Genomic DNA, 26,920 nt, shown 5'->3' with positions numbered 1-26,920 from the left:
TAAATGTATTAAGTCAATATCTTTAATGAGTGCTTTTTAAGCCGAAAATTGCTTTAATAGCGGTAGCCAGCGCTACAGCCGCCAGACCTGCGGCAAGTCCAAAAATGAACTCTTTTATTATCGCTGGCAGGCTCGGTAACAAGTGGTGGAAAAATTCAATATTGTGTACGAAAATACCTCCCGCAACTAATATTAACGCGATTGTACCCACAACAGCGAGGATCCGAATGATGACAGGCAGGGATTTAACAAGTAAATGCCCCAAACTTGCGAATGCACCTTTGTCGCCGGATCTTTTGATCAGTTTGTAGCCAGTATCGTCCATTCTGACAATCAGGGCCACAATGCCGTAAACACCAACTGTAGCCAATAGTGCCACTACAGATACTGTCAGAATTTGTAAGGTCAGGCTTTCCGTCAGCACGGTTCCAAGGGCAATGATGACGATTTCTACCGAGAGAATGAAATCTGTCGTTACAGCAGATTTAATTTTTGCTTTTTCAACTTCATTTCCATCCTGCTTGATCTCCGCAACTACTTCGTGACCTTCCTTTTTGCGGTGAAAGAAGTACTCGACGATCTTTTCAACACCCTCATAAGCCAGATAGAATCCACCCAAAACCAGAATAACTTTAATGGCAACCGGAAAAAAAGCGTTCAGCAGCAAAGCGATGGGTACGATGATGATCTTATTGATAAATGATCCTTTTGTGATCGCCCAGAGAACAGGTAATTCCCTGGAAGACAGGAAGCCAGTTGCTTTTTCCGCATTTACAGCCAGATCATCACCCAAAATACCAGCAGTTTTTCTCGTGGCAATTTTAGCAGTTACTGCCACATCATCCATTAAAGCTGCTATATCATCTAAAATCGCAAAAAAACCTGAAGCCATATCTATCTTATTAATAAGGCTGCAAAATATCCTTTAAAACCATATATTAAAAGAAAAAAATGTAATAATTTGGCCATTATGGATTTTTACGGATTCTCACTAAGCACTACGCAAACGTTTGTGTGAAATCTGCAACTGAAAAATCTTTTCCTTACTTTCGAGATAAATATTTAGATTATTAAAATGCGCCTCAAATCCTCTTTTATTACTTGCCTGCTGGCATCAGTATTCTTCACCACAACAGCTCAAGAGATTAAAATTGACAGTTCCTCTGTACAGACTTTACGCATTGATCCACAAAATGCCCGCGGGGCGAGTGTATCTCAATTATTCGAAGAAGTAGAGTTTATTCCACTTGAAACTACCAAAGAGTCCCTATTTGGTAGTGTTGGTGGGCTTAGGATAGTAGAAGACAAATACGTCTTTTTCGATTATGACACCAAAGCAGTGTTCGTTTTTACTGATCAGGGTAAGTATAAAGCCAAAATCAATGCGAGCAAAATGCAGCAAGATGAAGGAGACAATAAAGAAAGTGGTTCATTTTGGGGCTTTAATATTGTAAAGGAGGATAACCGCAATCTCATAAAAATCTTTACCCCAAAATATACACATTACTTTGATCTGGATGGAAAGCCCGTGAAACGGGTACTTTCACAGGAGGATAAATACATCAGTCCCTTTCGCTTTAGCGATGGCAAGACATCCATAGACAGGTACTTTCAGAAGATAAATGGAAAGGACACGATAAGATATCAAATGGTTTTTGTCAAAAACAACAAGGATAGCGTAGGGTATTTCCCTTTTAAACTTCAGGAGCGATATGGTGGCGGAGAACGGGTTTATAAAAGCAGTGAGCCGAATGAGTATCTATACTCCAACAATAACTCTTACGATTTTTTCAAAATCACCCCTGAGAAAATTTCCTTTGCATACCGCATCATTTTACCAGCGTCAATTTCATTGCCGAAAGATTTCTTCAAAGATCCCACCTTTAGAAAAGATCAATTGGAATACTTTCGTAACAACAAATCTCTGATATATAACATAGGTGGTGTACTGTCAGTAGGAAACAATCTACATTTCAAATTAGACAACTACCAATGGTCGAGTACCACAAAAAGAATATTCTCCTATAACGTGAAGACCACTGAGCTCACTTCTCTGCAAGATTTAGAACCAGATAGTCTCTCTTACTTTCTCCCTGTTAATGACGGCGGATCGGGCTATGAGTTTGCAGGCAGGGGGTTTCATCTCTATGAAAACGGATACTTATACACAAGCTACTCTTCTCTGTCTATGTTTGCTTTCAAGGAACAAAGCGCAGGAAAAAAAGCCACTTATCCTGCCTTGTTGGAGAACTACTTCAAGACCTCCAATAAAAAAAGCAATCCTGTCATCATCAAATTAAAACCTAAAAAAAGCTAAATAGTCTCTCCATGCGTAATACCTTATCTGCACTCCTGATGATCATGATCTTAGGATGCTTTAATGAATCCTTTGCTCAGCAAACAACACCAAATAATTTAGGCTCAGTAAAAGGAGTTTTGAGAGATACCACACACAACTATCATTTGAAATCAGCCACTGTTTCACTTTTTAAGGCAGATAGTACTTTGCTTAGTTACCAACTTAGTAATAACTATGGTGAGTTTTCATTCAGCAAACTGCCTTTAAATTCCAAGATGTATATTGAGGTTAGTCACCTGGGTTACCATCTGTTCAGAAAGAACTTCATCATCACCGATGCTAAAGCCCCGCTGGATTTAAAAACATTGATCATAGCGACTAAAGATATTTCCCTGAAAGAAGTGCAAATTAAGATCCCGCCGATCAGTATGAATGGCGACACACTGGAGTTCAACGCAGCGGCTTTTAAGCTGGACAGTAATGCAGTGGTAGAAGATCTCTTAAGGAAAATCCCGAACATTACCCTATGGGGCGACGGACAAATCACTGTAAATGGCAGAGAAGTAAAAAGCATATTAGTAAACGGAAAGCCTTTCTTTGGTGGAGATTTTAAAACGGCTACGCAAAACATTTCTAAGAACGCCCTGGAGAAGGTGCAGGTTTACAATACCATAAAGGACAGAAGTAATCCTCTGGATAGTACATTAGAGATGAACTTAAAACTGAAAAAGGGAAAGGACGTCGGCTATTTTGGTAAGGTTGGCGGAGGGATGGGTACCGATCGCAGGTTTGAAGGAGATGCCAGTATCAACATGTTTTCGCCAAAGGTGCAAGCCGCCATTATCGGTGCAAGTAATAATGTCAATAAAATAGCCAATAGCGTAGGAGCACTTACGGCCAACAGTACCTTTAAAGGTGTAGGCACAGATGTAGAATACCAACCTGATTTTAGACAAACTGGTATCAACAAAACCTTTACCGGAGGGGTGAACCTAACCTATAATTTTATAGCCAAACCAGATTATAACAACAGAAATGCGCTGACTGCCAATTATTTTGAACAGCGGAAGTTTTATGATAACCTGGATGACCGTGAAACAATCGTCACCCGAAACACAAATGACAAGCTGTTCGATAGAAGTATCAGTAAAAGCGAGTCAAATAATGACAATCACGCTTTTGACGCGACTTATAGTTTAAGCACGAAAGGTTCTCAATTATCTTTCACCCCATCTTTTAATTTTAATAAGGGCGACAACAGCAGTACCTCCGAGCAGAGTACCTTTAACAATGAAAATAAGCTGACCAGTACCAATATTAGCAGCAGCAACGGGGAGCTTGACAATAAAAGATTCAATATCGTTGCCCGGTATAATTTCCGTCCGCAAGTAACATACTCAAACAAACGTACGTTTCCAGGTATGACTATCAATTACTCCCTGGGTGTACAGGACAACAACTCGGAAAGATACAACGTTACCAAATTCAGATCTGAAATAGATGCCACTCAAAACCGGGACTTTAATAGAAAGTACGTCACTCAAAATGATAATCTAAATCAGAAGATTGATTTTGAATTACCAGGCCTGATGTCGTGGCTCTTCGGTTATAATGCCTCTAGAATTGTGAATGTCGACGCTTTCAATAATTTCTCTAATTCTACCAATAAAACCAATAGCAAGGTTGAAGATCTGATTGTAGGCACTAATAGCTATCAGCCCAACGATTCCCTTACTAATTTTAACCAGATAAATCAGATTGACGACAGCTTTGGACTAAACTTATCTAAAAGCTTTAACAAAAGTTTAAGTAACAGATTTAATAAAAGTCTATCATTCCGCGCCTCGCTGGCCAATCGTTTGACCTATCAGGACAATAAATCCGACAGATCTTTTCAGAATATCAAAAGAAATTATGCCAACTTTATCCCAAGTGCCTCTATAAGTCACAATAATAACCAATATGGTGAATTCTCCAGATCGATTTCAATTTCTTATAATACAGATATTTACATACCTAGCTTACAGCAATTGGCTCCTATCATAGATGATTCAAATATATACTCCATCAGTTATGGTAATCTAAATCTGAAAGAGGCGACTTCCAGAAGTCTTCGTTTTAATTTCAGTCATAACACTCAAAAGAACAAAAACAACGTAAATATCAACCTTAGCGGAGCGTATTCAACTTCAGACAATAGCGTGATGGATAGTTTATTCATAGATGAGCAGAACAGACGTGTGAATTACCTGGTGAACGGCGATGGTACTAAAAACTACAGTGGCAACCTGAACATTAGAAAAGCTTATAAATTAAAAACCAGTGAGCTTCAGTTGACAGCCTATTCAACGTTTAGTGCCGGTAAAAATCCAGGATATTTCAACAGTGTATTTTTATACTCCAACAGTTTGAATAGTAGCAATCGCCTGTCGATAAACTACACTTACCTGGATAAATGGGCACTGGAGGGTACGCAGTCATTTAGCTACTCGCAATCTAAACAGGCTGCATTCAATACCGAATATGATACTAAAACATGGACCAGTACTGTGAGTACCCGGTACAATGTGACAAAGAAGCTTTCCCTCAATAGCAACATTAGTTTTAACAGCAATAAAGCGAGTAAGAATGAGGCGATTAATTTTAAAATCTGGAATGCGCATGTTGCTTACCGTTTCTTAAAAGGAAACAATGCTGAATTTAAGTTTGCGGCCTTAGATATTTTAAGACAGAATAACAACATCATCAACTACACTGTCCAAAACAGTGTGACAACAGGAACTCAAAAAGTTCTGCAGCAATATTTTATGACCACTTTCTCTTATTACCCACGTAAGTTTGGAAAAGATGCCCCGAAGAAATAATACTTTAAATAATAACATGACGCCTCGTAAGAAAATACTCTTTATAGTCCTTGGATTACTGCTTATTTTGACAATACTTATAACAGTAAGAATTTTCAGTTCCTCGGATAAAGACTCCGTAATTAATTCTGTATCAAATTCAAGTTGGTCTGATGAAAGCACCTCTATGACAATTGGCGAAGTAAAGGAAGTAAAGTCGAAATATAAACCTGCTGATCTATCATTAGTAGTTTTGTTGGATGAAGATACTTTGTATAAGGATATTAATAAACTTTTGCCCATCGTACTAACTATTGACTCTTATGAAGTAGGTTCACTATGGATGCCTTTGCGTAAATCAGCTGATTTTTCAGCAACAGGCTCGATAAAGATTAACCGTAAAGTGGAAACCACTTCCGGATCTGATTTAACAAGCTCGTTTACCATGAAATTATCAGGACAATTTACTGTAAGTGGCAGCGTAGCCTTAAATGGCTTTTATTCTCATAAAGAGGCAAAAAAGTTAGTTCAAGACCTCGTTGTAGAAAACTTTGTCGCTAAAGCAAAAGAACATTTCTCAACATTTTCTCCTGAATATCTGCAGAACTTTGCAGCCATGAGTATCCCGAGTGAATAAGTGAAAAACATTAAACATTTACTCAATGATCAGAAAAGTCAATTTCTGCCTTGTTTTCACCAATTCGACTCCATGTTTCTTTAATAAGTTGGCTCTAAAGCTTTCAAAATCCGGTGCCTGAACCTGCAATATATCATAACCGTTTTTGTCGCTGGTTTCTGCGTTACAGAATATTCCAAATTCATGGCAGTAAGAAAACCATCGCTTTTGGCCCGGCTGGAATATTTTCCAGAAGCAGTTTTTTATGCATGAGCGTGGGATTTGTTTCTAAGTTATAGAATAGTCGTTAATAAATTATATTTGTTTTTATTTTCTCCCAATGAAATTCAGTAGAATGGTACCACGTCCCGGGCTTGAACATCTCATCGAATGTTATTGGATGATGGAGAGCGACGACCCGTTTTCCAGGGTGGAGAAAATCATACCCGATGGATTTACAGAGCTTATATTCAATTACGGCAGTGTTTATCGGGCAAATATAAAAGGCCTATGGTATACACAGACACCGAACTTATTGGCCGGACAGATCAGTCGGCACTTCTATCTGGAAAATACGGCTGATACCGCATCCTTTGCCATCAAATTAAAACCTGCCGCGCTGACTCAGCTCTTTGGCCTCAATATGCAGCTTTATATAGATCAGATCGTTGATCTGGACACTTTTTCTCATCCTGAACTCGCTGCATTGAAATTTAAGTTTCTTCCATTTGAAAATGAACATCTGCTTAAACAGCGGCTCGACGAGCATTTCCTGATGCTTAGTCAGTCTGCTACAGAAAATCCATTAGAGGAAGTACTTAAACTCATCTTTGATTCCAATGGCATGGCGACCATTAGCGCACTGTGCGAAGCCGGTAAAATGACTGAACGACAAATGCAACGGCTTTTTAAAAAATACGTTGGTATTTCGCCAAAATATTACGCGCGGATCATTCGGTTCAACTACATTTTTCAGCTCATTCAGAAAGAAGATCACAATTGGGCTGATATTGTTTATCAATCCGGTTATTACGATCAGTCTCATTTTATACGGAATTTCAAGGCTTTTACCGGGGAAGATCCATCGGACTATTTTTTTGAAGAGATCAATATGGCCAATTTCTTTTTGAGGAAGTAATTGCTTGTCGGTTTTGTACAATACATCATTTCAACTTAATTATATTTTTGAAAGAAAAAGACCATGAAAACACAGCAGACCAAGTTCATTATCCTTTTTACGCTTCTTATGAGCATTGGCCGTATTGCATCGGCGCAAGAAAGTACCGCTCAACAATTCAAAAAGCTGGAATGGCTGATTGGTAAATGGCAGCGTACCAACCCTAAAGCCGGACAGTCGGGTTATGAAAATTGGGAGAAGGTTTCCGGCATCAAACTGATTGGAAAGGGGATTACGCTCGAAGGTAAGAAAACTGTTTTTGAAGAACAACTTGAGTTGAGTGTTCAGGACAACCAGATTTTTTATAAGGTTAGGTTGACAGGAGATTCGAAACTTGTAGCTTTTAAATTGACCTCTATTAGCAAAGATGCGTTTGTCTGTGAAAACCCTGAGCATGACTTTCCGAAAAAGATCGCCTATACCAGAAATGGGAAAAATGTAAAGGCAGTAATATCTGGAAATGGGCATAGCGTGGACTATGAATTTTCTATATTTAAAGAAAAATAGAAAGTTCCATGCCTGTCAAAAATGTGTTCAAAGCAGAAATACAGATTATCGGTATCAACCCATTTGTTGATGTGCCGGAAGATATTTTAAATGAGGTATTCAAGCAGGCTGGCAGAAGTAAAAGTCCAATTCCAATTAAAGGAACAGTTAATGGTAGACTTTACAAGCAGACCCTGGTGAGGTACAGTGGAGCCTGGCGCTTATACATCAACACCATCATGCTGGAACATTCTCCAAAGAGGATAGGGGAAACCATAACGGTTACAGTTGCTTTTGATCCTATTGAAAGAAAAATTGAAGCTCATCCCGAATTGTTAAAAGCATTGTCCGAAAATAAAGAAGCAAAGGCTGTATTTGATGGACTGACACCATCATTGAGACATGAAATCGTCAGGTATATTAGTAATTTGAAGACTGAAGAAAGTATTCAAAAGAATGTGCAAAAGGCTATTGACTTTCTATTAGGCAAAGGCAGGTTCGTTGGGCGTGATTATACCACAGGCAATTCAAAGTAAGATTGCGAAAAGTTGTTAAAAGTCAAATATATCTCCCAGGAATGACCCTTTTTTCTTGTGATATGGCTTTTGATATTCATGATTGCGTTGCTGATACTCCTGATCACTTTGTGAATAACGCTCCTGATCTTTCCCGTAATTGTCTTTGCTTGAATAATGTGTTGCTGATCTTTCAATAATCTTATCCAGCTCTCCCCGGTCTAACCAAATGCCACGGCAATTTGGGCAATAGTCAATTTCAATTCCGTTTTTATCGCTCATCAATAGGGTTTCGTTACAACTTGGACATTTCATACTTTATACTTTTAATGTTTTTGTTTTGAGATATAACGTTTTCAGAAGAATGATGTTTTAATGTGATTGTAACTTTTCTGCGGGGACAAATTACTGACTTGATAACGCTATGAAAATAAAACTGACGCATTGTTGGTTTTATTATGGCTATCTTTATAAAATACCCGTTGTTCAATTCTCCTTTTACCATCCCCCACTGACATTACTGTTGTTTGAACTTTATCACCTTTTATTTTATAATATATGGCAGTCATCAAACCACACCACATCATAGCAATCGGCGCGTCTGCGGGTGGTATGGAAGAGATCAATTCTTTTTTTGACCATACGCCTTTAGACGGTGTATCTTACGTGATTATCCAGCATCTATCCGCTGATTTTAAAAGCAGGATGGTAGAATTACTGGCAAAACATAGTAAGCTACTGGTGGAGCAGGCCGAAGATGGGATGGAGGTACAATGTAACCAGGTCTACCTTATTCCAAGCGATAAGTTCATGACCATAGCGCACAATAAGTTATACCTGACAGATAAAAATAAAATCAAAGGCCCGCACTTAACCATCAATACCTTCTTTGATTCCTTAGCGCAAGACTATGGTAAAAAGGCAATCGGTGTTGTGTTCTCCGGACTTGGGTCAGATGGTACAGAAGGTATAAAGGCAATAAAAGGGGTAGGAGGTATGGTGATGGCCCGTGATCCTGAAACTTCGGAGTTTGGCAGCATGCCATCTCATGCGATTGCAACGGGGCTGGTCGATTTTATCATGGAACCAAAAGATATGCCCGATGCAATTGAAGATTATGTAAAGGACGAGGAGAATTTGACTGCTGATCATGCAGATAATGAGACAGTCACTTCCATTATAGAACTGATCAGAGAGAACTCTCCACTTGATTTCACAGACTATAAATTGCCTACAATTTTAAGAAGGACCAGAAGAAGGGCGTCTTACTGCAACTTTACCACACTTGGTGATTACCTCAGTTTTTTAAAGACCAATCCAAAAGAAGTTGATACCCTAACCAAAGAATTCCTGATCAGCGTCACCTCATTCTTCCGCGACAAGGAAGCATTTGAGGTGATAAAAGATGAAGTATTACCCGGTATTCTTGAGAAACTTGCCCCGGATGAAGAACTAAAAATCTGGGTTGCGGGATGTGCAACAGGTGAAGAAGCTTATTCCATAGCGATATTAATAGCAGAACTATTAAAGGGGCGATGGGCAGATACAGTAGTGAAGATCTTTGCTACTGATATTGACGCGGCTGTCCTGGCTCATGCGGGTAAGGGTATTTATAACAAGAGTATTTCGAAAGATATCCCTGCAGAACTGCTCGAAAAATATTTCAAAAAGGAAGGGCATAATTACCGGATAACACCACAGATACGTAAGATGCTGATCTTTGCACAGCATGATCTTGTGAAGAATCCGCCTTACTGCAACATGCAGCTGATTAGCTGTCGCAACCTGTTGATCTACATGACTCCGGTTTTGCAAAAGAAAATATTTGCCATGATGCTTTTCGGGCTAAAAAAACATGGCTACCTGTTTTTGGGTTCCAGCGAAAACCCAATGCCGATCATAAAAAACCTGGAGGTCATCCATAAAAAGTGGAAGATATACAGAAATCTGGAAGCAAAACGGGCCGTAAGTTTCGATGCGTTTGCAATGCCGCATTATTTAGACGCTAAATTAAAACCAGCCCACTTTGCGCAGGAAAATACAACTGCAAACATAAAGCATACATTTGCCGAAGCCGTACAGGATACGCTGGCTGAAACAATAGACTATCTGGCGGTTTGTATTGACTCTAATCATCAGGTAATCAAATCATACGGTGATACAACCAAGTACCTGCTTCACAAACATTTCAGTTCATACCTGCCCGAATTGTTACCAAAGTCACTGGCAGTTGCATTCAGTACTTTAAGCAAAAAAGCCATTCAGGAAAATGAACCCGTAGCCCTAAGCGGAATCAAAATCAAACAAGGGGAACAGATCGTTAAGGTACGGCTTACCGTAAGCCCTTTTATGTCAAAAGGTCAAGGTAATCTGCTGTTAGTAACATTTAGTGAAGATAAATCGAATATTTCATTGAACAGCGATACCTTATTTGACGAGAAGATATATCTCGACCAATACATTGTCAATTTGGAAGAGGAGTTGAAGGAACTCAAAAATAGGCTGCATGCTGCCGATGAAAAACTGGACGCATCCAATGAAAATCTGCAGTCCTTTAATGAGGAACTGATCTCCGCCAATGAAGAGATGCAAAGTACCAATGAGGAGATGCAATCTGTAAATGAAGAACTTCATACGATAAATTCGGATTACCAGTTGAAGAACAAGGAATTGCTTGAAATCAACGACGATCTGAACAACTATTTCAGGAGTAACATAAACGGGCAGTTATTTATCGATAACGAAATGCGACTTATGAAATTTTCGCCCGGTACTGTCAAGCAAATCAACCTGCTGGAAACTGATATTGGCCGGCCGCTCAGCAACATTTCTACCAATATCAAGTTTGAAACCATTATCGACGATGTCAAAAAGGTACTGGAAGAAGGGTGTGTAATTACCAAAGAGATTGAAACCAATAATGGTAAATGGTACCAGATCATGACGATGCCCTACGTGCAGCAGTCAGACAATAAAAATACAGGGGCCATCATTACCTTCAATGACATTACCGAATTAAAAAAAATACAGCGCGAACTCAATATCAGCAATAAAATGTTGGGCATTGCCATCGATTCGGCAGCTATGGGTACCTGGTCTTTAGACCTGAAAACCCGTGAGTTTGTGCCATCCCAAAGGCTTAAGGATATATTTGGTTTTGCTCCACACGAGCAGATGACGTATGAGGCCGCTAATGCAAGGATTGGTAAAGAATATCAAACCATGGTAACTGATGCGGTTGAGGCCAATATCTCAAATGGGGTTAAATATGATGTGGAATATCCACTGAATGGCTTAGATGACGGTAAACTACGCTGGGTAAAAGGTGTTGGTGATCTTTCTTATGACCATGAAAATGAACCGAGTTATTTCACGGGGGTTTTGCTGGATATTACAGCCCACAAACTGGATGAGATCAGAAAGAATGATTTCATTGCGATGGTGAGCCATGAGCTTCGGACTCCACTTACATTAATTCAGGCTCATGTTCAGATGTTGGAGGCGCGTGCAAAAAAAGCGATGGATGAACCTAATATCAACAGCCTTTACAAGGCACTTATCCAGATAAAGAAGATGAATGTGCTGATTAATGGTTTTCTGAACGCATCCAGTTTTGGAGCAGGTAAAATTTATCTGAACCCTCAGGATTTTCAGATGGATTCTCTGCTGGATGAAATAGTGGAAGAGATTACTTCGATCACCACAAGTCATACCATTTTGCTGCATCAACGTGCTGCAGTGACCATTAATGCAGATAGGGATAAGATTGGACAGGTGATCAATAACTTTTTGAGCAATGCAATAAAGTACTCTGCTAAGGGAGGAACTATAGAAGTGTCTTGCCAAGAGTTAGATGGTATGGCTCAGATCTGCGTAAAGGATGAGGGGGCTGGAATAAAGCCCGAAGATCAGAAGACACTGTTTGATCGTTTTTCCAGAATAGAAAGGGCAGATAACCAGGCAGTTTCAGGTTTTGGTCTTGGGTTATATCTTTCTGCGGAAATCATTCAGCGGCACAACGGAAAAGTTTGGGTAGAGAGTGAGTTAGGTAAGGGGTCTGCGTTTTACTTTAGCCTGCCTATTTCAAAGTGATTGTAACTTTCCTGCAGTGTACAGACAGCGCGGAGTTCAAGAAAATTGATATTTTTACAAATCACTACTTATTATATGCTCGAACTCAACTTACATGATCTTCCCGATATCACAACTAGCCGTTTGCTGCTGAGAGAACAGTCGCTTTCAGATGCACCGGCATTGTTCGGTCTTAGAACGAACACTGAAGTTATGCGTTACATTGACCGGCCGCGCCCCAGGGAAGTGTCTGATTCTGAAGCAGTGATTAAAAGCATCAACGAGAATTTTCATAGAGGTATGAACATGATCTGGGCAATCACCCTCAAAGAAAACCCTGAACAGATGATTGGTAACCTCGGTTATTGGCGAACAGATCTCGCGAATCATAGGGCAGAGATTGGTTATATGCTGCATCCCGATTATTGGAGACAGGGCATTCTTTCCGAAGCTTTGACCGCAGTAATCGACTTCGGTTTTAATACTATGGGCTTGCATTCCATGTGTGCAAACATAAATCCTGCAAATGATGCTTCCAGACAATTATTGCTTAAACATGGTTTTATTAAGGAAGCCTATTTCAGAGAAGATTATTATTTTGATGGGAAGTTCCTCGATAGTGAGATTTATGGCTTGTTGAATATGGAAATGGGTACATTACTGCATCTTAGTTAAAACCTTAGAAATTGAAAAAGCTACAATTGATATTGACCAATCCCTGTTCAAAGCACTGGGATGACATGCTGCAGCCCGGCTCTGGTCGTTATTGCGACAGCTGCGAAAAACATATAGTGGACCTTACCGGCAAATCTGACGCAGAGCTGATCCGATTTTTCACAAACAAGAAAGACAATGTCTGCGGGCGCTTGTTGTCAGACCAACTTAACCGTGAACTGTTGTCGCCACCATCAAAACCAAGCTGGCAATGGTTATTGCCGCTGGCAGTGGGTACCATACTGTATACCCCGGCACAGGCAAATGAGCTAAGGCCATTGGTGGAACAGCGCAATCAAACAGGTGCTTTACCTTCAGCTTATGTCGAGCAGATGACGAGCCCTTCTTTAGCGGCAGACACTATCAGAGGCAGGGTACTGGACAACATAACAGGCAAACCTTTGAAAGGAGTGAAGGTCAGGCAGGCAGGTTTTGAAAATGTGCTGGCGCTGACAGATGATAGTGGTAAATTTGAGCTAAGCACTGCGGAAAATTTGGAAACCCCTTTTTCCTTTTACCTGACAGGTTATTCCAGAGTAGAGCTTCCTCTGAAAGATGGTATGGAAGTTAAACTTTTGAGCGAGCCAGGCAGGATTATATTAGGTGGTATATCCTCAGCATTCTTAAACCAGGAACCTATGTATCTGATCTACGCCGGCAAGAAGAGCTGTACAATAGACGCTGCAAAAATGAAGGAAATTCCTCCTGATTGGATCGAAAAAGTTGATGTGTTGAAAGGTGCCGAGGCAACAGCACTTTATGGCTCTAAGGCCGCAAATGGAGTGATACTTATAGGGATCAAGAAAGATTATGCGAAGAAGATAGATTTTTCGAAAAAGAAATAGATTTCTGGTGATAAGCGCGTAATGGCATGACCTTTGCCTTTAATCGAATACATTAAATCTATATTATGAAAAAATCAATTCAATTTTTAGGCATGCTTTTGATAGCAACAGTAGTTATGGTGTCTTGCAAAAAGGATACAGATCCGGCAGACAAAGATCTTTTTGTAGGAACGTATAAAGGAACAGTTTCATACAAAAAAGATGGTACAACGATTAACAGCTCAGATGGGAAAATTACTGTGAGTAAAATTGATGATAAGTACAGTTTTTACTTTGGTAATAATATACCAGACCTTACCGGAATTAAATTCGAGAAAAAAGATGACAATTCTTATGTAAGTGTTGGGTCCGGGTTTACGGGTATTACCATCAACGCCAGTACTTTAAAAATGCTTGTTGTAAAAGACGGAGCTACCTGGACAGCAGATTGTACCAGATAGTTTAATCAACAGTAATACTAAAAGAGCCTGATCATTAAATTGATCAGGCTCTTTTTTTAGATAAAAAGATTATTAAAAAGCAAAAATAAGCAAAACGATTAAAACCGTTGCTATACAATGTTTTATAAAGCAGTAGTCTTAATTTGGAACTCGGTGTCTGATAGGTTTTGGGCTTGAAAAAACAAAGTTAGGTTACTAATTCATTACCAATTGACAAAGGTAACTAAATAGCTTAACTGTATATATTTCAGTGTTTTGCGCTTCTTTTCATATTCCCTTGTAACTCAATACAATTTAATTTTAACATTAAACATTTGAGTTATGGAGCAGACAAAAAAATCTACGTTCAAATTACTTTTCTACCTGAAAAAGAATGAGCCGAAAAAAAACGGTAATGCCCCAATTATGGCACGTATTACTATTGATGGGACACCTAAGACTTTGGGGACAAAGTTAGAAATCAATCCAAATAATTGGGATTTAAAGTATGGAAGAGTTGAAGGAAAGAGTGCAAAAGCACTAGGTATTAACCAAAAATTAGATAATATACGGGCACGTATCGATACCCTTTATGAAGATATGCTGAAACACGAGGGATTTGTAACAGCACAAAAGCTGAAACTTGCATTTCTCGGTGTTGGTGTAATGGAAGATTCCTTGCTGAAAGTATTTAAAAAAAACAATGAGGACTTTGAGAAAATGGTAGCACAAGGAGAACGCTCCGAAAGTACCTACTACAAGTACAAAATTGTCTATAACCACGTTACTGAATTTATCAAAAATAGGTATCATCGTGATGATATGGCGTTCAGGGAATTGACGTATGATTTTATCAGAGAATTTGATTTCTTCCTTAGAATAGACAAAAAGTGCACCCATAATACTGTTTGGGTATATACGATGCCACTCTATCGTGTTGCAGAAATAGCAGTGAAAAGTAGCCTCATAAGAAAAAATCCTTTCGAAGATTATGAAATCTCTATGAAGGAAAATGACCGTAGCTATTTACTTAAAGAACACGTCGAATCCCTTTTATTACACAATCCTTCAAAACAAAATTATGAACTTGTAAAAGATCTTTTTGTATTCAGCTGTTTTACAGGGCTGTCTTACATAGATATTAAACAACTTAAAAGTACTAACATTCAATCCTTTTTCGACGGCCATGACTGGATTATAAGCCGAAGACAAAAATCTGATGTTGCTTCTAATGTTAGGCTTATGGAAATACCCAAACGTATTATTGAAAAATATAAAGGTACTACCCGAAATGATTTTATTTTTCCCGTTCCAACTAATAAAATTTGTAATAGTCATATAGACAAACTTGTTCATGAATTAGACATTGTTACAGAACAAAAAGTAACTTTTCACACGGCAAGGCATACTTTCGGGACAATGTTTTTGACCGAAGGCGTACCACTTGAAAGTCTTAGCAAAATGATGGGGCATAAAAATATTGCTACCACACAGATTTATGCCAAAATCACAAGTCAAAAAATAAGTAAGGATATGGATTTAGTTGCTCCAAAATTTCAGGCTATGGAAGAAGCTTTTTGTGTGACAATGTGATTAACTTTTATTACTTCTTAGCTGAGCAGAACTTAACGGTTCTGCTTTTTTTGTAGCTATCATTTTAAAAGCTAAAGCACATTTACTTTCCTCTACAAATCCCAACGCTGTAAAAGAGCTTTATGGCTTCTTCGGGAACAGAATATTGAAAAATTTAATCCCCTTTCTCAGCCCTTCGCTTATTTCATTTCTCAAATCTCTGTCACAGGCTTTTATAGCCTGGTATTTATTCCAAAAAACAAATTATTAGAAAATGATTTTCCATAAGCAACCGGTAAAAAGGCAGCTAAGGTAAAGCGGACTGCCACCGCACTTTCCAACCAAAAGACTACGGCATAATGGCAAGTCAAGATGATGGCTTCGCCGAGTTGTAGTGCGTTGCCTTGCCACCCTTCGGGACTTATTCCGTTTCCTTTTGGTTTTTCGCATAGCCCGCTAAAATTATCTGCTTTCTTTTTTCCGGTTTTTCTTTTGGAAAAATTATTTGAGAAGCGAAGCGGAACAAACCACCAAGGGAAGCAGGAAACGAGAAAAGTGAACGTAACAATATGTGAAATTTTTAAAACAAAACGATTATGAACATCATCGGAAGACTGACAAAAGATGCGGAAGTACGCACATTGTCGAATGAAAAACAGGTAGTGAATTTTTCTGTAGCAACCAACGAGAGCTACAAAAACAAGCAAGGCGACCGCATAGAGCAAACAACCTATTTTGATTGTGCCTATTGGATTTCTGCAAAGGTAGCCACACTACTCACAAAAGGCAAGTTGGTAGAACTCACAGGCAGAGTAAGGACAAGAGCGTGGATAGGCAAAGACGGAGAAGCACATTCTGGGTTAAACTTTCATACCTCACAAATCAAACTTCACGGAAGTGGCAGGAAAACCGAAACCGTACAAGCTACTGCACAAGGAACAACAGATGACCTACCATTTTAACAACGAGTTTTCAATTATTTTTTAACATCAAAATTTTACCATTATGGCACACAACATTAATTTCAACGAGAGAACAGGACGTTATTCATTTTTTAGCGTACAACAAAAAGCGTGGCACGGTTTGGGGCAAATCGTAGAACAATTCCCAACAAGCGAAGAAGCTATCAAATATGCAGGATTAGACTATGAAGTCGTAAAATCCCCAATTTTCACTAAAGGTTCGGGAATTATCGAAACTGCAAAGGGTATCGAGATAGGCAGCAGTGAATTGGAAGTACCTAATTATTTCGCCAACATTCGCACCGATAACAATGCGGTATTAGGCGTAGTTGGTAAAGATTATCACATCGTACAAAACCGTGAAGCCTTTAATTTCTTTGATGCCATTGTAGGTGGTGGCGAAGGTATTCTGTACGAAACCGCAGGAGCATTGGGCAACGGAGAACGCATTTTTATTACAGCTAAATTGCCCGACTATATCCGTGTAGGTAATGGCGATGATGTGACGGAAAAGTATATCTTCTTAACCACTTCGCACGATGGTAGCGGAAGCATCACAGCTGCATTTACGCCTATCCGTATCGTATGCCAAAACACGCTGAACGCTTCATTGCGCAATATGACGAATGTAGTCCGCATTAAACACACATCGGGGGCAAAAGGGCGTATTGAGAATGCTCACAAGATTATGGGATTGGCGAACACATTGAGCAATCAATTAGAGGGAATTTTCAACGATTGGGCAAAAGTAAAGGTATCAGACAGAGAAGTAAAAAAGCTAATCCAATTGGCACTTTGCCCGAACAAGGAAACCTTTGATTTGCTGAAAAAAGGTGCAGAAGATGAAATATCAACCCTTTTTAAAAATACCGTTGAAGATGCTTTTGCTTATGCAATGATAAGTGATACACAGCAAATGGACACGACCAAAGGCACATTGTTCGGAGCGTACAACGCTGTTACAGGCTACTATCAGAATGTAAGAAGTTACAAAAACGATGAAGCCAAATTGCAGAGCATTGTATTGGGTGGTACTGCCCAACTGAAATCACAGAAAGCATTTGAATTGTGTACCGCATTTGCTTTGGAAGGTGTGGAAATCCTAAACCTTAATTAATAACAACAGGCTACCGCCTTAATCGGTGCTAGCCTACTAAAATCAAAAGATATGGCAAATTGGTGCAATAATATGGTTGTTTTCGAGGGAAAACCCGAAGCAATCAAACAGATACAACAGCTTTTCCAAATGATGAAAAGCAAAGAAGAAACGGAGGAACAAGGGCAATTACCCGATTTTATCCCCGATATAAACGGAGGTTGGTTCTTCAATATTTATTGGAATGAAGGCGATGAAGGTAATTTTCAATACGAAACAAAATGGTCGCCCAATGTTGAAATTATTCAAAAAATAGCAGAACACTATAAAGTGAATTTCATACAGGATTATGAAGAGCTGGGCAATATGGTATATGGCAGGGCAACATTTTCTGACGGGATTGTCACAGATGTTTATTTGGAAGATGAAGATTTTGAAAACTATCATTTTGATGAAAGTATCGACAGCTATCATTTTGAGGGAGAAACCTACGAAAGTGATTACGAAATTCTGGAAACTTTGTTGGAACGAAAAATTTCAAAAAAATAACATTTAGAATTTTCCCGATTGAAAAGTTGGGCAGCGAAAAAGACAATTCCTTCCGTTGGTCGGAAACGTCTTTTCGCATTTTAAATTGATGCAACCACTTTGATAAAAATGTAAGCTTCGCCATTTTATCAAACAGGTTGCGGTTTTTTTTGTGAGGGATATTCATTATCCCTTTTGTTGTTTTTGGAAAACTTCTTTTCTTTCCACATAAGCGACCAAAGAAAAGAAGCAAAAGAAAGTCGCTAATAGAGATTGGATTTGTTTCTTCTGCCCATACCAGATAATTTCTAATTGATTAAATTTGAAGTTTGCCAATAATTACCAATAAACAAATTAATGATAGAAACTCAAATTTCAATAACAATAAATAGGAAGTCTGATATTGCTTTAATAGAGCAGACAATTATCGAAAACCAGTTTCAATTTCCAGTTTACATTCGGGAATATGAATTTAGTTATCAAATAAATTTTACAAGCGATTATGAAGAATGGGAATTGGATACAGCAATTCTCAATAGTTTTCCGGGATATGAATTTACCACAGATCTGGAAAAAGGACGAAAAGAAATTAGAATTCAAATATCCCGATACCAGTCTGAGTTATCTACGGACGGTTGGGGAAGACGGCTTGAAAACCCTTTAGATGAAACAAAATATCTTGTGAAAACCTCGGCAAATAAGCCTGAAAAATTCAATCCTAAAATAAAAGTTTTGTTTGAAGATAAAGAACAGTATTACTTTATCAATATTGTGGATGGCATTAACAAGGCAACTGATGAAAAAGGCTTTTTACTACTAGATGATTTTAAAACAAATAATGAAAGTAGTAATGCTGAAATTTTACCGGATAAGCTTTATAAATCTCCTCAAGATGCTTTCCAATGGGGTTTTCATAAAATAGCTGATGTTGTAGAAAGCGATTTTAGCATCTATCTTGAAAATAAAAAGAAGGAAATCAGAGCAGTTCAAAAGATACCCCGAAAAATTATTCGTGATTTTATAAATGCTTGTAATAATTCTGATGAAAGTAATATTCTGAAAAATCTTGATGAAAATCTAATTTTTGAGAAACGAAAAGATTGGAAAACTATTTTTGAAACCCAAGGAATTTCAAACTTCAAAGAATATCTTAGTTCTTCTGAACAAGAATTAAGCGGTAAGGATTTTAAAATCAGGTCATCGTGGAGTTTTAAATTGCCTTATGTAACTATTGGTGTAAAATATTTTCCTGTTTCTACTGATACTGAAAAACAACCTTTTCAAAAATATGGACAGATTAGTTTCACTTTAAAAGATAATATGATTACCTCTATTATTGACGAAAGCTAAATACTTTAGCTTTTTTGATAGTCAATACAATTGCCATCTAGTTTTTTTATAAATTTACAAAAAGTAATATCTCTTTATTCAAAGAAAAAAATCCGAGAAGCTATCAAGTTTTTACTGCTACCACTAAAACAAACTGAAAACCCATAATGAGTAGAATTAATATACAAGGAACTATTGACAACATTCGCAGTAAATCAAATATTTACACTCCTATTATTGAAGCCATTGTAAATTCTATTCAGTCAATTGTTTTGAAGAAAATTGAAAATGGCAAAATTGAAATAATTCTACACAGGGAAAAAGTCCTCGAAATTGACAATTCCATTCCAAGCGTAAAAACAATTGAAATAAGAGATAATGGTATTGGCTTTACACAAGAAAATAGAGATAGTTTCGATACATTTTATAGTGAATACAAAAAATCTATTGGTGGAAAAGGTTTTGGCAGGTTTATGTACGTTAAGTATTTTAACAATGTCTATGTAAACAGTGTTTTTAAAGATAGTAGTGAAACATTAAATTCTCGTTATTTCCGTTTTGGGAGAGAATATGAGATAATTGTTGATGAAAAAATTGAGTTGAGTAAAGCTGTTGATACTTACAGCTGTGTTACACTTGAAAACATCAAATCTGGACAGAATTTTGACAAGCAAATAGAAACAATAGCTCGAAGAATTCTTGATAAAATATTAATTTATTTCATTAATGACACTTTCACTCCTCCAACTATTATTTTAAAGGAAGCAGAGGGAAACCATTCCATTGTTTTAAACGATTTTCTTACTGAAATTAATGAAATAAAACTATGGAAAAGTAAAGATTTTATTCTTGAAGACGATAAGCAACAGAAGTATGATTTTGTTGCAAAAGTTTTCAAAATTTATTATCCTGGAAACCAAAAAAGTAAGGTTAGTTTAGCTGGTCATAATCGAGAGGTTACAGATACACCTTTACATAAATATATCCCTGAGTTTGAAGATGAGTTTTTTGAAGAGGATGAGAATAATGTTAAAAGGAATTATATCATTAAGACTTATATTTTAGGAGATTATTTGGATAATAATGTATCGCTGGAGAGAGAAACCTTTGATTTTCCAAAAGACACCAAAGATATGTACTTCCCCTTCGGACAAGCAGATTTGGAAAGGAAAGCAAGCGAAATATCGAAAGAAGCATTTGGAGAAGATGTTCAGGTACGTGTTCAGAAAAAAAGTGAACAGATTAGAAATTATGTCAATGAATTAGCTCCTTGGCATAAACCATATCTGAATGAATTAGATATGTCTTCAATTCCTTATCATCTAAAAGATGAAAATATAGAACTTGCTTTGCAAGAGGTCAAATTTAGAAAAGAACAAAAAACCAGAGCTGAACTTAAAATTCTTTTGGCAGATCCTGAAGTTTCTCATAACGGACAAATGGCTGAAGCTATCTCGAAAATTTCAGAAATAGGAAAAAGCGATTTAGCTCATTATGTTTTTAACAGAAAAATTGTTTTAGATGCATTCCGCCAATTATTAAAGCGAAAGGAAGACGGAAAAGGAGAATTGGAAAAAGATATTCATAATCTGATTTTCCCGATGGGTAAAACTTCTGAAAATTGCGATTATCAAGAACACAATTTATGGTTGTTAGATGAACGATTGATTTTTTCAGAATATGTAGCATCAGACAAGAAAATATCAACAAAAAAAGATGCTTTAGGAGAACCTGATCTGGTTGTTTTTGACAAAAAACAATCTTTCAGAAGCGGAGATAATAATTATAGTAACCCACTTACTATTTTTGAGTTTAAACGTCCCAAAAGAGATGCTTATAAAACTGATGATGACCCAATTATGCAAATTGGAAAATATGTAAAAGATATTCGGGCTGGAAAATACGAAATGCCTGAAGGACTTGAAAAAATTAAAGTCAACGACTTCACTCCAGTTTATGCTTACGTTATTTGTGATTTGACCTCTAAAATAAGAGAGTTTGCAGAAGAACTACATTCTTTGACCAAAAGCCCAGATGACGAAGGTTATTTCGGCTTTTTAAGAGGTTACAATATGTACATTGAGGTTATAAGTTTCAAAAAAATGATGGATGATGCTACCCTTAGAAATAAAATTTTCTTCAAAAAACTACATCTGGAATAACAGTTTCAAAAGGAGGACTTACATTTTAATCAGCCATTGCAAACTTTCTCAATAGCTTTTTTAAAATCGCATCTATCGCTACCAACCAAAAGATAATTTTCGAACCCAATTTTCAAAATAGCCTTGCCAACTTTTTCATTATCAATATCACTATGAGCAATTAGTTTTATGGTTGGATATTGTGCTTTTAATTTTTGAAGTTGTGATAATATACTCTTGTCGTAAAAATCAAGGTCTATAAAGCAGATTTCGGGAAGTTTTTTTAATGCGGATAATTTAATTAGTCCATCCTCAATGTTTTCCGAACGAAACAGAATTTCTATTTCTGAAACAAGAAGTTCGTTGCAAATCAAATCTAAAATCGGGCTTTTATCATTGATAAAGGCAAGGGTGGTTTTTTGTTGAGCAGTAACAGTTTTCATATCATACCTTTTTAGGTTGATGTAGCCCTGCAAAAAAAATAAAGCGCAGGCAACTACACTTACCGACATTGAGGCACTGGTATACCCGACAACGAATAAGCGAGCGCCCACGCCTATCACGTGAGCGTTCCTACTTATTTGTCCCGTTGTCTTAAAAATTACCAGTTTTCAATGTGGGACTTAAAGCAAAAACACTTTAAGTATTTCTATATTTTAGATAGCAAAGATACTAAAGTCGTTCTGATAGAAGCATAGCTAGAAGAAAATTTATTATAAACAATGTTTGCCTTTGGCTATATAGTTCTGTTCCAAGACAGTTAGAATATCACTTTCCTTATAAATTATCCTGCCACCAATTTGTATAAATGGAAGGATATTATCATCACGATATTGCTGTAACGTCCTTTTACTGATATGGAGCAGTTTGCACATCTCTTCGCCCGACAAGTAAATTTCGCCATTCATTACAGGACGGTAGTTTTTCAATATGGCTTCTATATAGCTTCTCAATTGCGTTATCATTTCCTGATGGGCGATGATTTCTTCGGTTTCATTCGTCAGTAGATCCATTGTCATTGGTATTGTACGGATGTCCGGCTTCGAGTAAAGCCTGTACGTCCGAGAGTTTGTAATAATTCTTGCGGTTCAGTTTTGAATATGACAGTAAGCCTTTGTCTTTATAAGTTTGTAAAGTCCGTTTGGTAATATTCATCATTAAACAGATTTCCTGATTATCGAGCCACTTTTCTGCTTTGAAAATCAGAATATATTTTCCCATAGCATTTTTGGTCAGTTGCAAAAGTGCTTTTAACTCATTATTCATTCTATCCAATGCGGATTTTTGTATTGCGATAACTTCCATAGCATGCTTCATTTTTATGTGGAAGTCGAATTTATAAAGGCTTATTGCAGGATTAGGAAAGATTGTAGCCGTTGGCTTTGAAAGGCGGTATTTGGCTTTGAAACAGTAATTTGAAAGGAATTTATTTTGTAGATTTGAAAATAAAACGAAACAAACCTTCGCCCATCCATTTGATTTTGGGTGATATGCGAAAGTTTGTTTCGCATATAAACAAGTTAGCGGCAACCTTGACAGAACACTACTCAACAAAGACAAAATGGAGAATATTGACATTAAAAAAATAACAATAAATGACATTGACCAATTACAACAAATTGGTCGACAAACTTTTTACGAAACATTTTCTGAAAGTAACACCGAAGAAAATATGAAAAGTTACTTGGAAAATGGTTTTTCGGCTGACAAAATAAAAACTGAACTGAGTGACAAAAATGCAGAATTTTATTTTGCGAAAATTGACGAAAAAATAATTGGATATTTAAAACTCAACTTCGGACAATCACAAACCGAACTAAAAGAAGAAAAAGCTCTTGAAATTGAAAGAATTTATGTTCTCAAAGAATTTCAAGGAAAAAAAGTTGGACAAATTTTATATGACAAAGCAATTGAAATAGCAAATCATAAAAAACGGACTATGTTTGGTTAGGAGTTTGGGAAAAAAATCCGAGAGCAATAAATTTCTACAAAAAAAATGGTTTCGTAGAGTTTGACAAGCATATTTTCAAACTTGGAGAAGACGAACAAACGGACATTATGATGAAACGAAAATTAAGTATTAACTAAATAAACAAACAATGAGTAAACAAATTTCATCTTTTCTTTTAATTGCAGGTTGCATAGCATTATTTTTCAGTATCGTACTTTTTAAAGATAATTTAAAATGGGTTGGAATAAGCATAGGATTTCTTTGTATAGTTGCAGGAATATTAGGAAAAAACAAAAATAAGAACCAATAAGGCAGCCGCTAACAGCAGTTTGGCAAAATGGCGGGTTCAGTGCTAAATTCAACGGCAGTTCTTCGATTGAACTTTTGTGCAAAACTGAACATTTGTGCTTCGATTTCCGCCACTTCGCCAAGCTGCAAAACGTTAGCGGTCAGCTTAAAAGACGACACAGTAAACTATAAACATTTGACAAAATGAAAATACATACAACAAATTACATAGACACTTTTATAGAAATCGCAGACGATTGTCCAGCGACAAGCGGAGAAATACCACCAGTAAAATTGGACACAAAAACGGTAGCAAATATTCAGTTTGAAATGGTAAAAAAGAACCCATACAAATTCACATCGGACGACATTTTATTCCAAGTATATGCAGACCGTAACGACCTGACAAAAAGTGAATATAAAGAAGCCAGAGAGCTATTCTTTTCAAAAGGACAACCTTGTTTTAGAGCTTCACCATTGACAAAGCGTTATGGTTGGGGAGTTCATAACGACAAGGACGGAAAAATGGCAATCTTTGGTGCTGAAAGTGCCGAGTATAAAAAACTTTCAAAAGACAAATCATTGAAAATCGTTAAAGCAATGAAATCAAGTAAATAAAAACGCTGTGAATATTTCGCTTACAGACATAAATTGGTTAGCAGTCGCAATTGGGACAATTGCATATTGTGCATTTTGTGGCATTTGGCACAGACAATTTGCTTTCGGTAAAAAATGGGAACAAGCAATGGGTTTTGATAGACCTGCAAATTGGAAGGAAACAAATATTTATTATGTAGTTCCTTTAATTTCTTGTTTCGTTACGACAGTTGTAATTGCAATTTTACTAAAACTAACAAACGTAAATTCTTTCTCAAACGCATTGACGCTTGGACTTTTGACAGGTGTAGGTTTTGCAACTGCAATTGTATTTACGACAGCAACTATTCCGACAATGAAAAAGCCATTAGTATTTGGAGCAATCACAGGGACAGCGCAAGCATTGGGAATAACTATTATGACGCTAATAATTTACGCAATATCAACATAGACGACAAAAAAGCCAAACTGTAACATCGGTTTGGCAATATGTCGGCTGAAGTGCTAAATTCAAGTTCAGTTCTTCGATTAAACTTTTGTGCAAAATTGAAGATTTGTGCTTCGATTACCCCGAAACCTTCACAGCAATAAAACAATGCATTAATTTGCAAAGTTTTATATTTTCATTTCAAAATTATAGATTAATTTAATGTCACATAGAGTTTATATATACAATGCTAAGAAAGTAGCTGAAGCCCAAAAAACAGATATTATGTTTGTAGAATGGGGTTACGAAGTTCCATTGCTTTTACAGCCTTTACTTTTTGGTGATGCCTTTATTGCAGGTAATATTTACAATACCCATACCGAGCCCGAAAATTATGGAATATATTTCGAGGCAAAATCCGGTTTGTCACAAATTCAACTTTTCTACAATTTTATAGAACAACACCAAGATGAATTGATAGACAATGTAGATGCTTTCCTCAGTACTAAAGAAAAATTATTTGCTTATTTAATAAAACTTAAACACCCCTATTTTCATGTAGATGCTTGGGATGTTTTTAATATGAATGACGAGGGGCATGAAAGTCAGGCAAAACAATTATTGGCTAACATTCAACAAAACAATGATGCAATTAATAAGGCCATAGAAAATGACGATATATCCTTTCTAGATTTTAAATATTTTGACAGAGGGGCAACTTTAGGGTTTAACAGTTTTAAAGAGCTGTTAAACTATCCCGACTATAATTTCGGTTTAGGTCATATTTTCGATTTGGATGAAGAAGATAGCAGCCAATATAACGACGTTGAAATTTATGAAGAAAATAAACTTTGGGGGTTAAAATCTGCTAATGGCGATCTTTTGATGAAACCTTTTTTTGATGAATTCTATGGTTTTGAGTACGGAACTTTAGCTGTAGTTTCCAAAGCTGGTAAATACGGACACATCAACAAAAAAGGTGAAATTGTTATTCCTTTAGTGTATGATGATGCTTACGATTTTGAAGGAGATTATGCTATTATTAAACAAAATGAAAAATATGGTTTAATTACCGCAGATGGTAAAATAAAATTGCCTGCTAAATATGAGAATTTGTCACCGATCGGGTCGCCTGGATCCTTTTATAGTGCAAAGTTAAATGGTAAATTTGGCGTTATAAATTTTGACGACACTTTAATTCTCCCATTCGATTTTGATAACGAATTTGAAGGAGAACGATGGGATGAAATGTACTATGTAAAAGAAAATGGAACAGGTGCTAAATGGATTTATTCTGATAGTTTTAAGTTTTTGGGCAAATTTTCAACCAAATTTATATCTCCAATTTTAGACAATAGTTCGCTGCCAATTCATTATTTAGTAAATCACCATAAGTATCAAAAGACAAATTTGCTGTTGGCAAATACGGGCGAAGTTTTAGTAGATAATTTTGAGAAAGTTATAGTAAACGAAACTAATTTTCTAATCATCAGAAAAAATAAAAAACTAGGCTTGTATCATAGTAAAAATGGATTGGTTTTGGATTTTGAATATGATGAAATTACAGAGATAACGACAATTTTAGACGTATTGCCAAATGTGTTTTTTAAAAATATACATGCGGGAGAAGAGTCAGGGCGCTATTACATTTATAAAATAGTAAAAGATAATTTATGCGGACTTTATTTTTTGATAGCAAATTTCGAAACCTGGATTTGTGCTGTTAAATATCAGGACGTTAAAGCATTAAGTAAAGAATTTTTTGCTGTACAGGAACAAAACAAATGGGGTGTTATAGATTTGACCGGGCAGGAAATAACTAAAGTAGAATTTGATGAAATAATACCCGTAATTTCATACAGCGGTATTGGCTATGGTTTTTTTGGCGATGATGTGTATCTTATTGAAAAAGAAGGAATTGAGTTGGCAGACAAATTGCACCTGAAAGATTATGTAGAGGCAAACGGCGAGTACGGTTACTATTATTTCAGCAATGAAATCCAGAAGAAAATTGAAACATATATCGCTAAAAATTAGATCGTTT

Annotated in this window: 26 protein-coding genes; 21 read left to right on the top strand and 5 right to left on the bottom strand. The window is 36.9% G+C overall.

Annotation, left to right across the window (positions count from 1 at the left end; genetic code table 11):
• Nucleotides 1-22: 22 nt before the first annotated feature.
• Nucleotides 23-892 carry a DUF808 domain-containing protein gene (locus tag FA047_RS11090; protein ID WP_136836143.1) on the bottom strand — a complete coding sequence of 290 codons (870 nt, stop codon included), beginning with the start codon at nucleotides 890-892 and terminating at the stop codon, nucleotides 23-25.
• Nucleotides 893-1,075: 183 nt separating this feature from the next.
• On the opposite strand from FA047_RS11090, the gene FA047_RS11085 reads away from it, so the two are divergent.
• The 6 genes from FA047_RS11085 (at nucleotide 1,076) to FA047_RS11060 (ending at nucleotide 7,957) form a co-directional block, all read left to right on the top strand.
• Nucleotides 1,076-2,317 carry a 6-bladed beta-propeller gene (locus FA047_RS11085; RefSeq protein WP_136836142.1) on the top strand — a complete coding sequence of 414 codons (1,242 nt, stop codon included), beginning with the start codon at nucleotides 1,076-1,078 and terminating at the stop codon, nucleotides 2,315-2,317.
• Between the two features lie 11 nt (nucleotides 2,318-2,328).
• A complete protein-coding gene (locus FA047_RS11080) occupies nucleotides 2,329-5,163 on the top strand; it encodes a TonB-dependent receptor (protein ID WP_136836141.1) in 2,835 nt (944 codons plus the stop codon).
• Nucleotides 5,138-5,779 carry a hypothetical protein gene (locus tag FA047_RS11075; RefSeq protein WP_136836140.1) on the top strand — a complete coding sequence of 214 codons (642 nt, stop codon included), beginning with the start codon at nucleotides 5,138-5,140 and terminating at the stop codon, nucleotides 5,777-5,779. Before FA047_RS11080 ends, FA047_RS11075 begins: the two co-directional genes overlap by 26 nt.
• A 319-nt stretch (nucleotides 5,780-6,098) precedes the next feature.
• Nucleotides 6,099-6,896, top strand: a complete 798-nt coding sequence (locus FA047_RS11070; RefSeq protein ID WP_136836139.1) for a helix-turn-helix domain-containing protein — start codon at nucleotides 6,099-6,101, stop codon at nucleotides 6,894-6,896.
• Nucleotides 6,897-6,959: 63 nt separating this feature from the next.
• On the top strand, nucleotides 6,960-7,442 hold the full coding sequence (locus tag FA047_RS11065) for a DUF6265 family protein (protein ID WP_136836138.1): 483 nt from the start codon (nucleotides 6,960-6,962) through the stop codon (nucleotides 7,440-7,442).
• An 8-nt stretch (nucleotides 7,443-7,450) separates the two neighbouring features.
• Nucleotides 7,451-7,957 carry a YdeI/OmpD-associated family protein gene (locus tag FA047_RS11060; protein ID WP_136836137.1) on the top strand — a complete coding sequence of 169 codons (507 nt, stop codon included), beginning with the start codon at nucleotides 7,451-7,453 and terminating at the stop codon, nucleotides 7,955-7,957.
• Nucleotides 7,958-7,972: 15 nt separating this feature from the next.
• Here the strand turns inward: FA047_RS11060 and FA047_RS11055 are convergent, their stop codons facing one another.
• Entirely contained in the window at nucleotides 7,973-8,251 is a 279-nt protein-coding gene (locus FA047_RS11055; protein WP_136836136.1) for a TFIIB-type zinc ribbon-containing protein, read from the bottom strand.
• Nucleotides 8,252-8,494: 243 nt separating this feature from the next.
• On the opposite strand from FA047_RS11055, the gene FA047_RS11050 reads away from it, so the two are divergent.
• The 10 genes from FA047_RS11050 (at nucleotide 8,495) to FA047_RS11005 (ending at nucleotide 21,634) form a co-directional block, all read left to right on the top strand.
• Nucleotides 8,495-12,028, top strand: coding sequence for a chemotaxis protein CheB (locus FA047_RS11050; RefSeq protein WP_136836135.1), 3,534 nt, complete (start codon nucleotides 8,495-8,497; stop codon nucleotides 12,026-12,028).
• 75 nt (nucleotides 12,029-12,103) lie between these two features.
• Nucleotides 12,104-12,682 (top strand): GNAT family N-acetyltransferase, encoded by a 579-nt coding sequence (locus FA047_RS11045; RefSeq protein ID WP_136836134.1) that lies wholly within the window; start codon nucleotides 12,104-12,106, stop codon nucleotides 12,680-12,682.
• An 11-nt stretch (nucleotides 12,683-12,693) separates the two neighbouring features.
• The gene (locus FA047_RS20825) at nucleotides 12,694-13,566 is read left to right on the top strand and encodes a TonB-dependent receptor plug domain-containing protein (protein WP_225872706.1); all 873 of its coding nucleotides are present in this window, start codon (nucleotides 12,694-12,696) and stop codon (nucleotides 13,564-13,566) included.
• Nucleotides 13,567-13,631: 65 nt separating this feature from the next.
• Complete coding sequence (locus FA047_RS11035; protein WP_136836133.1) at nucleotides 13,632-14,006, top strand: hypothetical protein; 375 nt, start codon at nucleotides 13,632-13,634, stop codon at nucleotides 14,004-14,006.
• A 321-nt stretch (nucleotides 14,007-14,327) separates the two neighbouring features.
• Nucleotides 14,328-15,578 (top strand): site-specific integrase, encoded by a 1,251-nt coding sequence (locus tag FA047_RS11030; RefSeq protein WP_136836132.1) that lies wholly within the window; start codon nucleotides 14,328-14,330, stop codon nucleotides 15,576-15,578.
• Nucleotides 15,579-16,153: 575 nt separating this feature from the next.
• On the top strand, nucleotides 16,154-16,519 hold the full coding sequence (locus tag FA047_RS11025) for a single-stranded DNA-binding protein (RefSeq protein ID WP_136836131.1): 366 nt from the start codon (nucleotides 16,154-16,156) through the stop codon (nucleotides 16,517-16,519).
• A 43-nt stretch (nucleotides 16,520-16,562) separates the two neighbouring features.
• Entirely contained in the window at nucleotides 16,563-17,636 is a 1,074-nt protein-coding gene (locus FA047_RS11020) for a DUF932 domain-containing protein (protein WP_136836130.1), read from the top strand.
• Between the two features lie 51 nt (nucleotides 17,637-17,687).
• Complete coding sequence (locus FA047_RS11015) at nucleotides 17,688-18,164, top strand: DUF1281 family ferredoxin-like fold protein (RefSeq protein ID WP_136836129.1); 477 nt, start codon at nucleotides 17,688-17,690, stop codon at nucleotides 18,162-18,164.
• 336 nt (nucleotides 18,165-18,500) lie between these two features.
• Entirely contained in the window at nucleotides 18,501-19,493 is a 993-nt protein-coding gene (locus tag FA047_RS11010; RefSeq protein WP_136836128.1) for a hypothetical protein, read from the top strand.
• 146 nt (nucleotides 19,494-19,639) lie between these two features.
• Nucleotides 19,640-21,634: an ATP-binding protein gene (locus FA047_RS11005; RefSeq protein ID WP_136836127.1), complete on the top strand. Its 1,995-nt coding sequence runs from the start codon at nucleotides 19,640-19,642 to the stop codon at nucleotides 21,632-21,634.
• Between the two features lie 29 nt (nucleotides 21,635-21,663).
• Here the strand turns inward: FA047_RS11005 and FA047_RS11000 are convergent, their stop codons facing one another.
• From FA047_RS11000 to FA047_RS10990, 3 genes are all read right to left on the bottom strand, one after another.
• A complete protein-coding gene (locus FA047_RS11000) occupies nucleotides 21,664-22,056 on the bottom strand; it encodes a response regulator transcription factor (RefSeq protein ID WP_136836126.1) in 393 nt (130 codons plus the stop codon).
• A 270-nt stretch (nucleotides 22,057-22,326) separates the two neighbouring features.
• Entirely contained in the window at nucleotides 22,327-22,626 is a 300-nt protein-coding gene (locus tag FA047_RS10995) for a helix-turn-helix domain-containing protein (protein ID WP_136836125.1), read from the bottom strand.
• On the bottom strand, nucleotides 22,607-22,918 hold the full coding sequence (locus tag FA047_RS10990) for a helix-turn-helix domain-containing protein (RefSeq protein ID WP_136836124.1): 312 nt from the start codon (nucleotides 22,916-22,918) through the stop codon (nucleotides 22,607-22,609). The genes FA047_RS10995 and FA047_RS10990 overlap by 20 nt, the downstream gene beginning before the upstream one ends.
• A gap of 256 nt (nucleotides 22,919-23,174) precedes the next feature.
• On the opposite strand from FA047_RS10990, the gene FA047_RS10985 reads away from it, so the two are divergent.
• The 5 genes from FA047_RS10985 to FA047_RS10970 all read left to right on the top strand — a co-directional run bounded on the left by FA047_RS10985 (nucleotide 23,175) and on the right by FA047_RS10970 (nucleotide 26,913).
• The gene (locus FA047_RS10985) at nucleotides 23,175-23,564 is read left to right on the top strand and encodes a GNAT family N-acetyltransferase (RefSeq protein ID WP_225872705.1); all 390 of its coding nucleotides are present in this window, start codon (nucleotides 23,175-23,177) and stop codon (nucleotides 23,562-23,564) included.
• A 148-nt stretch (nucleotides 23,565-23,712) separates the two neighbouring features.
• Complete coding sequence (locus FA047_RS20490; RefSeq protein ID WP_169304387.1) at nucleotides 23,713-23,874, top strand: hypothetical protein; 162 nt, start codon at nucleotides 23,713-23,715, stop codon at nucleotides 23,872-23,874.
• A gap of 182 nt (nucleotides 23,875-24,056) precedes the next feature.
• Complete coding sequence (locus tag FA047_RS10980) at nucleotides 24,057-24,470, top strand: DUF6157 family protein (RefSeq protein WP_136836123.1); 414 nt, start codon at nucleotides 24,057-24,059, stop codon at nucleotides 24,468-24,470.
• Between the two features lie 7 nt (nucleotides 24,471-24,477).
• Nucleotides 24,478-24,900: a DUF1761 domain-containing protein gene (locus FA047_RS10975; RefSeq protein WP_136836122.1), complete on the top strand. Its 423-nt coding sequence runs from the start codon at nucleotides 24,478-24,480 to the stop codon at nucleotides 24,898-24,900.
• 198 nt (nucleotides 24,901-25,098) lie between these two features.
• Nucleotides 25,099-26,913 carry a WG repeat-containing protein gene (locus FA047_RS10970; RefSeq protein ID WP_136836121.1) on the top strand — a complete coding sequence of 605 codons (1,815 nt, stop codon included), beginning with the start codon at nucleotides 25,099-25,101 and terminating at the stop codon, nucleotides 26,911-26,913.
• Nucleotides 26,914-26,920 lie beyond the last annotated feature (7 nt).

This window comes from Pedobacter frigoris (assembly GCF_005116445.1).
GTDB lineage: Bacteria > Bacteroidota > Bacteroidia > Sphingobacteriales > Sphingobacteriaceae > Pedobacter > Pedobacter frigoris.
This window is presented reverse-complemented; position numbering and strand designations above follow the sequence as displayed.

Coding starts and splice junctions, on each gene's coding strand:
- FA047_RS11085 (WP_136836142.1), top strand. CDS start 1,076: ATGCGCCTCAAATCCTCTTTTATTACTTGCCTGCTGGCATCAGTATTC.
- FA047_RS11060 (WP_136836137.1), top strand. CDS start 7,451: ATGCCTGTCAAAAATGTGTTCAAAGCAGAAATACAGATTATCGGTATC.
- FA047_RS10995 (WP_136836125.1), bottom strand. CDS start 22,626: ATGGATCTACTGACGAATGAAACCGAAGAAATCATCGCCCATCAGGAA.
- FA047_RS11035 (WP_136836133.1), top strand. CDS start 13,632: ATGAAAAAATCAATTCAATTTTTAGGCATGCTTTTGATAGCAACAGTA.
- FA047_RS11080 (WP_136836141.1), top strand. CDS start 2,329: ATGCGTAATACCTTATCTGCACTCCTGATGATCATGATCTTAGGATGC.
- FA047_RS11030 (WP_136836132.1), top strand. CDS start 14,328: ATGGAGCAGACAAAAAAATCTACGTTCAAATTACTTTTCTACCTGAAA.
- FA047_RS11065 (WP_136836138.1), top strand. CDS start 6,960: ATGAAAACACAGCAGACCAAGTTCATTATCCTTTTTACGCTTCTTATG.
- FA047_RS11005 (WP_136836127.1), top strand. CDS start 19,640: ATGAGTAGAATTAATATACAAGGAACTATTGACAACATTCGCAGTAAA.
- FA047_RS11045 (WP_136836134.1), top strand. CDS start 12,104: ATGCTCGAACTCAACTTACATGATCTTCCCGATATCACAACTAGCCGT.
- FA047_RS11070 (WP_136836139.1), top strand. CDS start 6,099: ATGAAATTCAGTAGAATGGTACCACGTCCCGGGCTTGAACATCTCATC.
- FA047_RS10970 (WP_136836121.1), top strand. CDS start 25,099: ATGTCACATAGAGTTTATATATACAATGCTAAGAAAGTAGCTGAAGCC.
- FA047_RS10985 (WP_225872705.1), top strand. CDS start 23,175: ATGGAGAATATTGACATTAAAAAAATAACAATAAATGACATTGACCAA.
- FA047_RS11050 (WP_136836135.1), top strand. CDS start 8,495: ATGGCAGTCATCAAACCACACCACATCATAGCAATCGGCGCGTCTGCG.
- FA047_RS10980 (WP_136836123.1), top strand. CDS start 24,057: ATGAAAATACATACAACAAATTACATAGACACTTTTATAGAAATCGCA.
- FA047_RS11025 (WP_136836131.1), top strand. CDS start 16,154: ATGAACATCATCGGAAGACTGACAAAAGATGCGGAAGTACGCACATTG.
- FA047_RS11010 (WP_136836128.1), top strand. CDS start 18,501: ATGATAGAAACTCAAATTTCAATAACAATAAATAGGAAGTCTGATATT.
- FA047_RS10990 (WP_136836124.1), bottom strand. CDS start 22,918: ATGGAAGTTATCGCAATACAAAAATCCGCATTGGATAGAATGAATAAT.
- FA047_RS11055 (WP_136836136.1), bottom strand. CDS start 8,251: ATGAAATGTCCAAGTTGTAACGAAACCCTATTGATGAGCGATAAAAAC.
- FA047_RS11020 (WP_136836130.1), top strand. CDS start 16,563: ATGGCACACAACATTAATTTCAACGAGAGAACAGGACGTTATTCATTT.
- FA047_RS11090 (WP_136836143.1), bottom strand. CDS start 892: ATGGCTTCAGGTTTTTTTGCGATTTTAGATGATATAGCAGCTTTAATG.
- FA047_RS11000 (WP_136836126.1), bottom strand. CDS start 22,056: ATGAAAACTGTTACTGCTCAACAAAAAACCACCCTTGCCTTTATCAAT.
- FA047_RS20490 (WP_169304387.1), top strand. CDS start 23,713: ATGAGTAAACAAATTTCATCTTTTCTTTTAATTGCAGGTTGCATAGCA.
- FA047_RS11015 (WP_136836129.1), top strand. CDS start 17,688: ATGGCAAATTGGTGCAATAATATGGTTGTTTTCGAGGGAAAACCCGAA.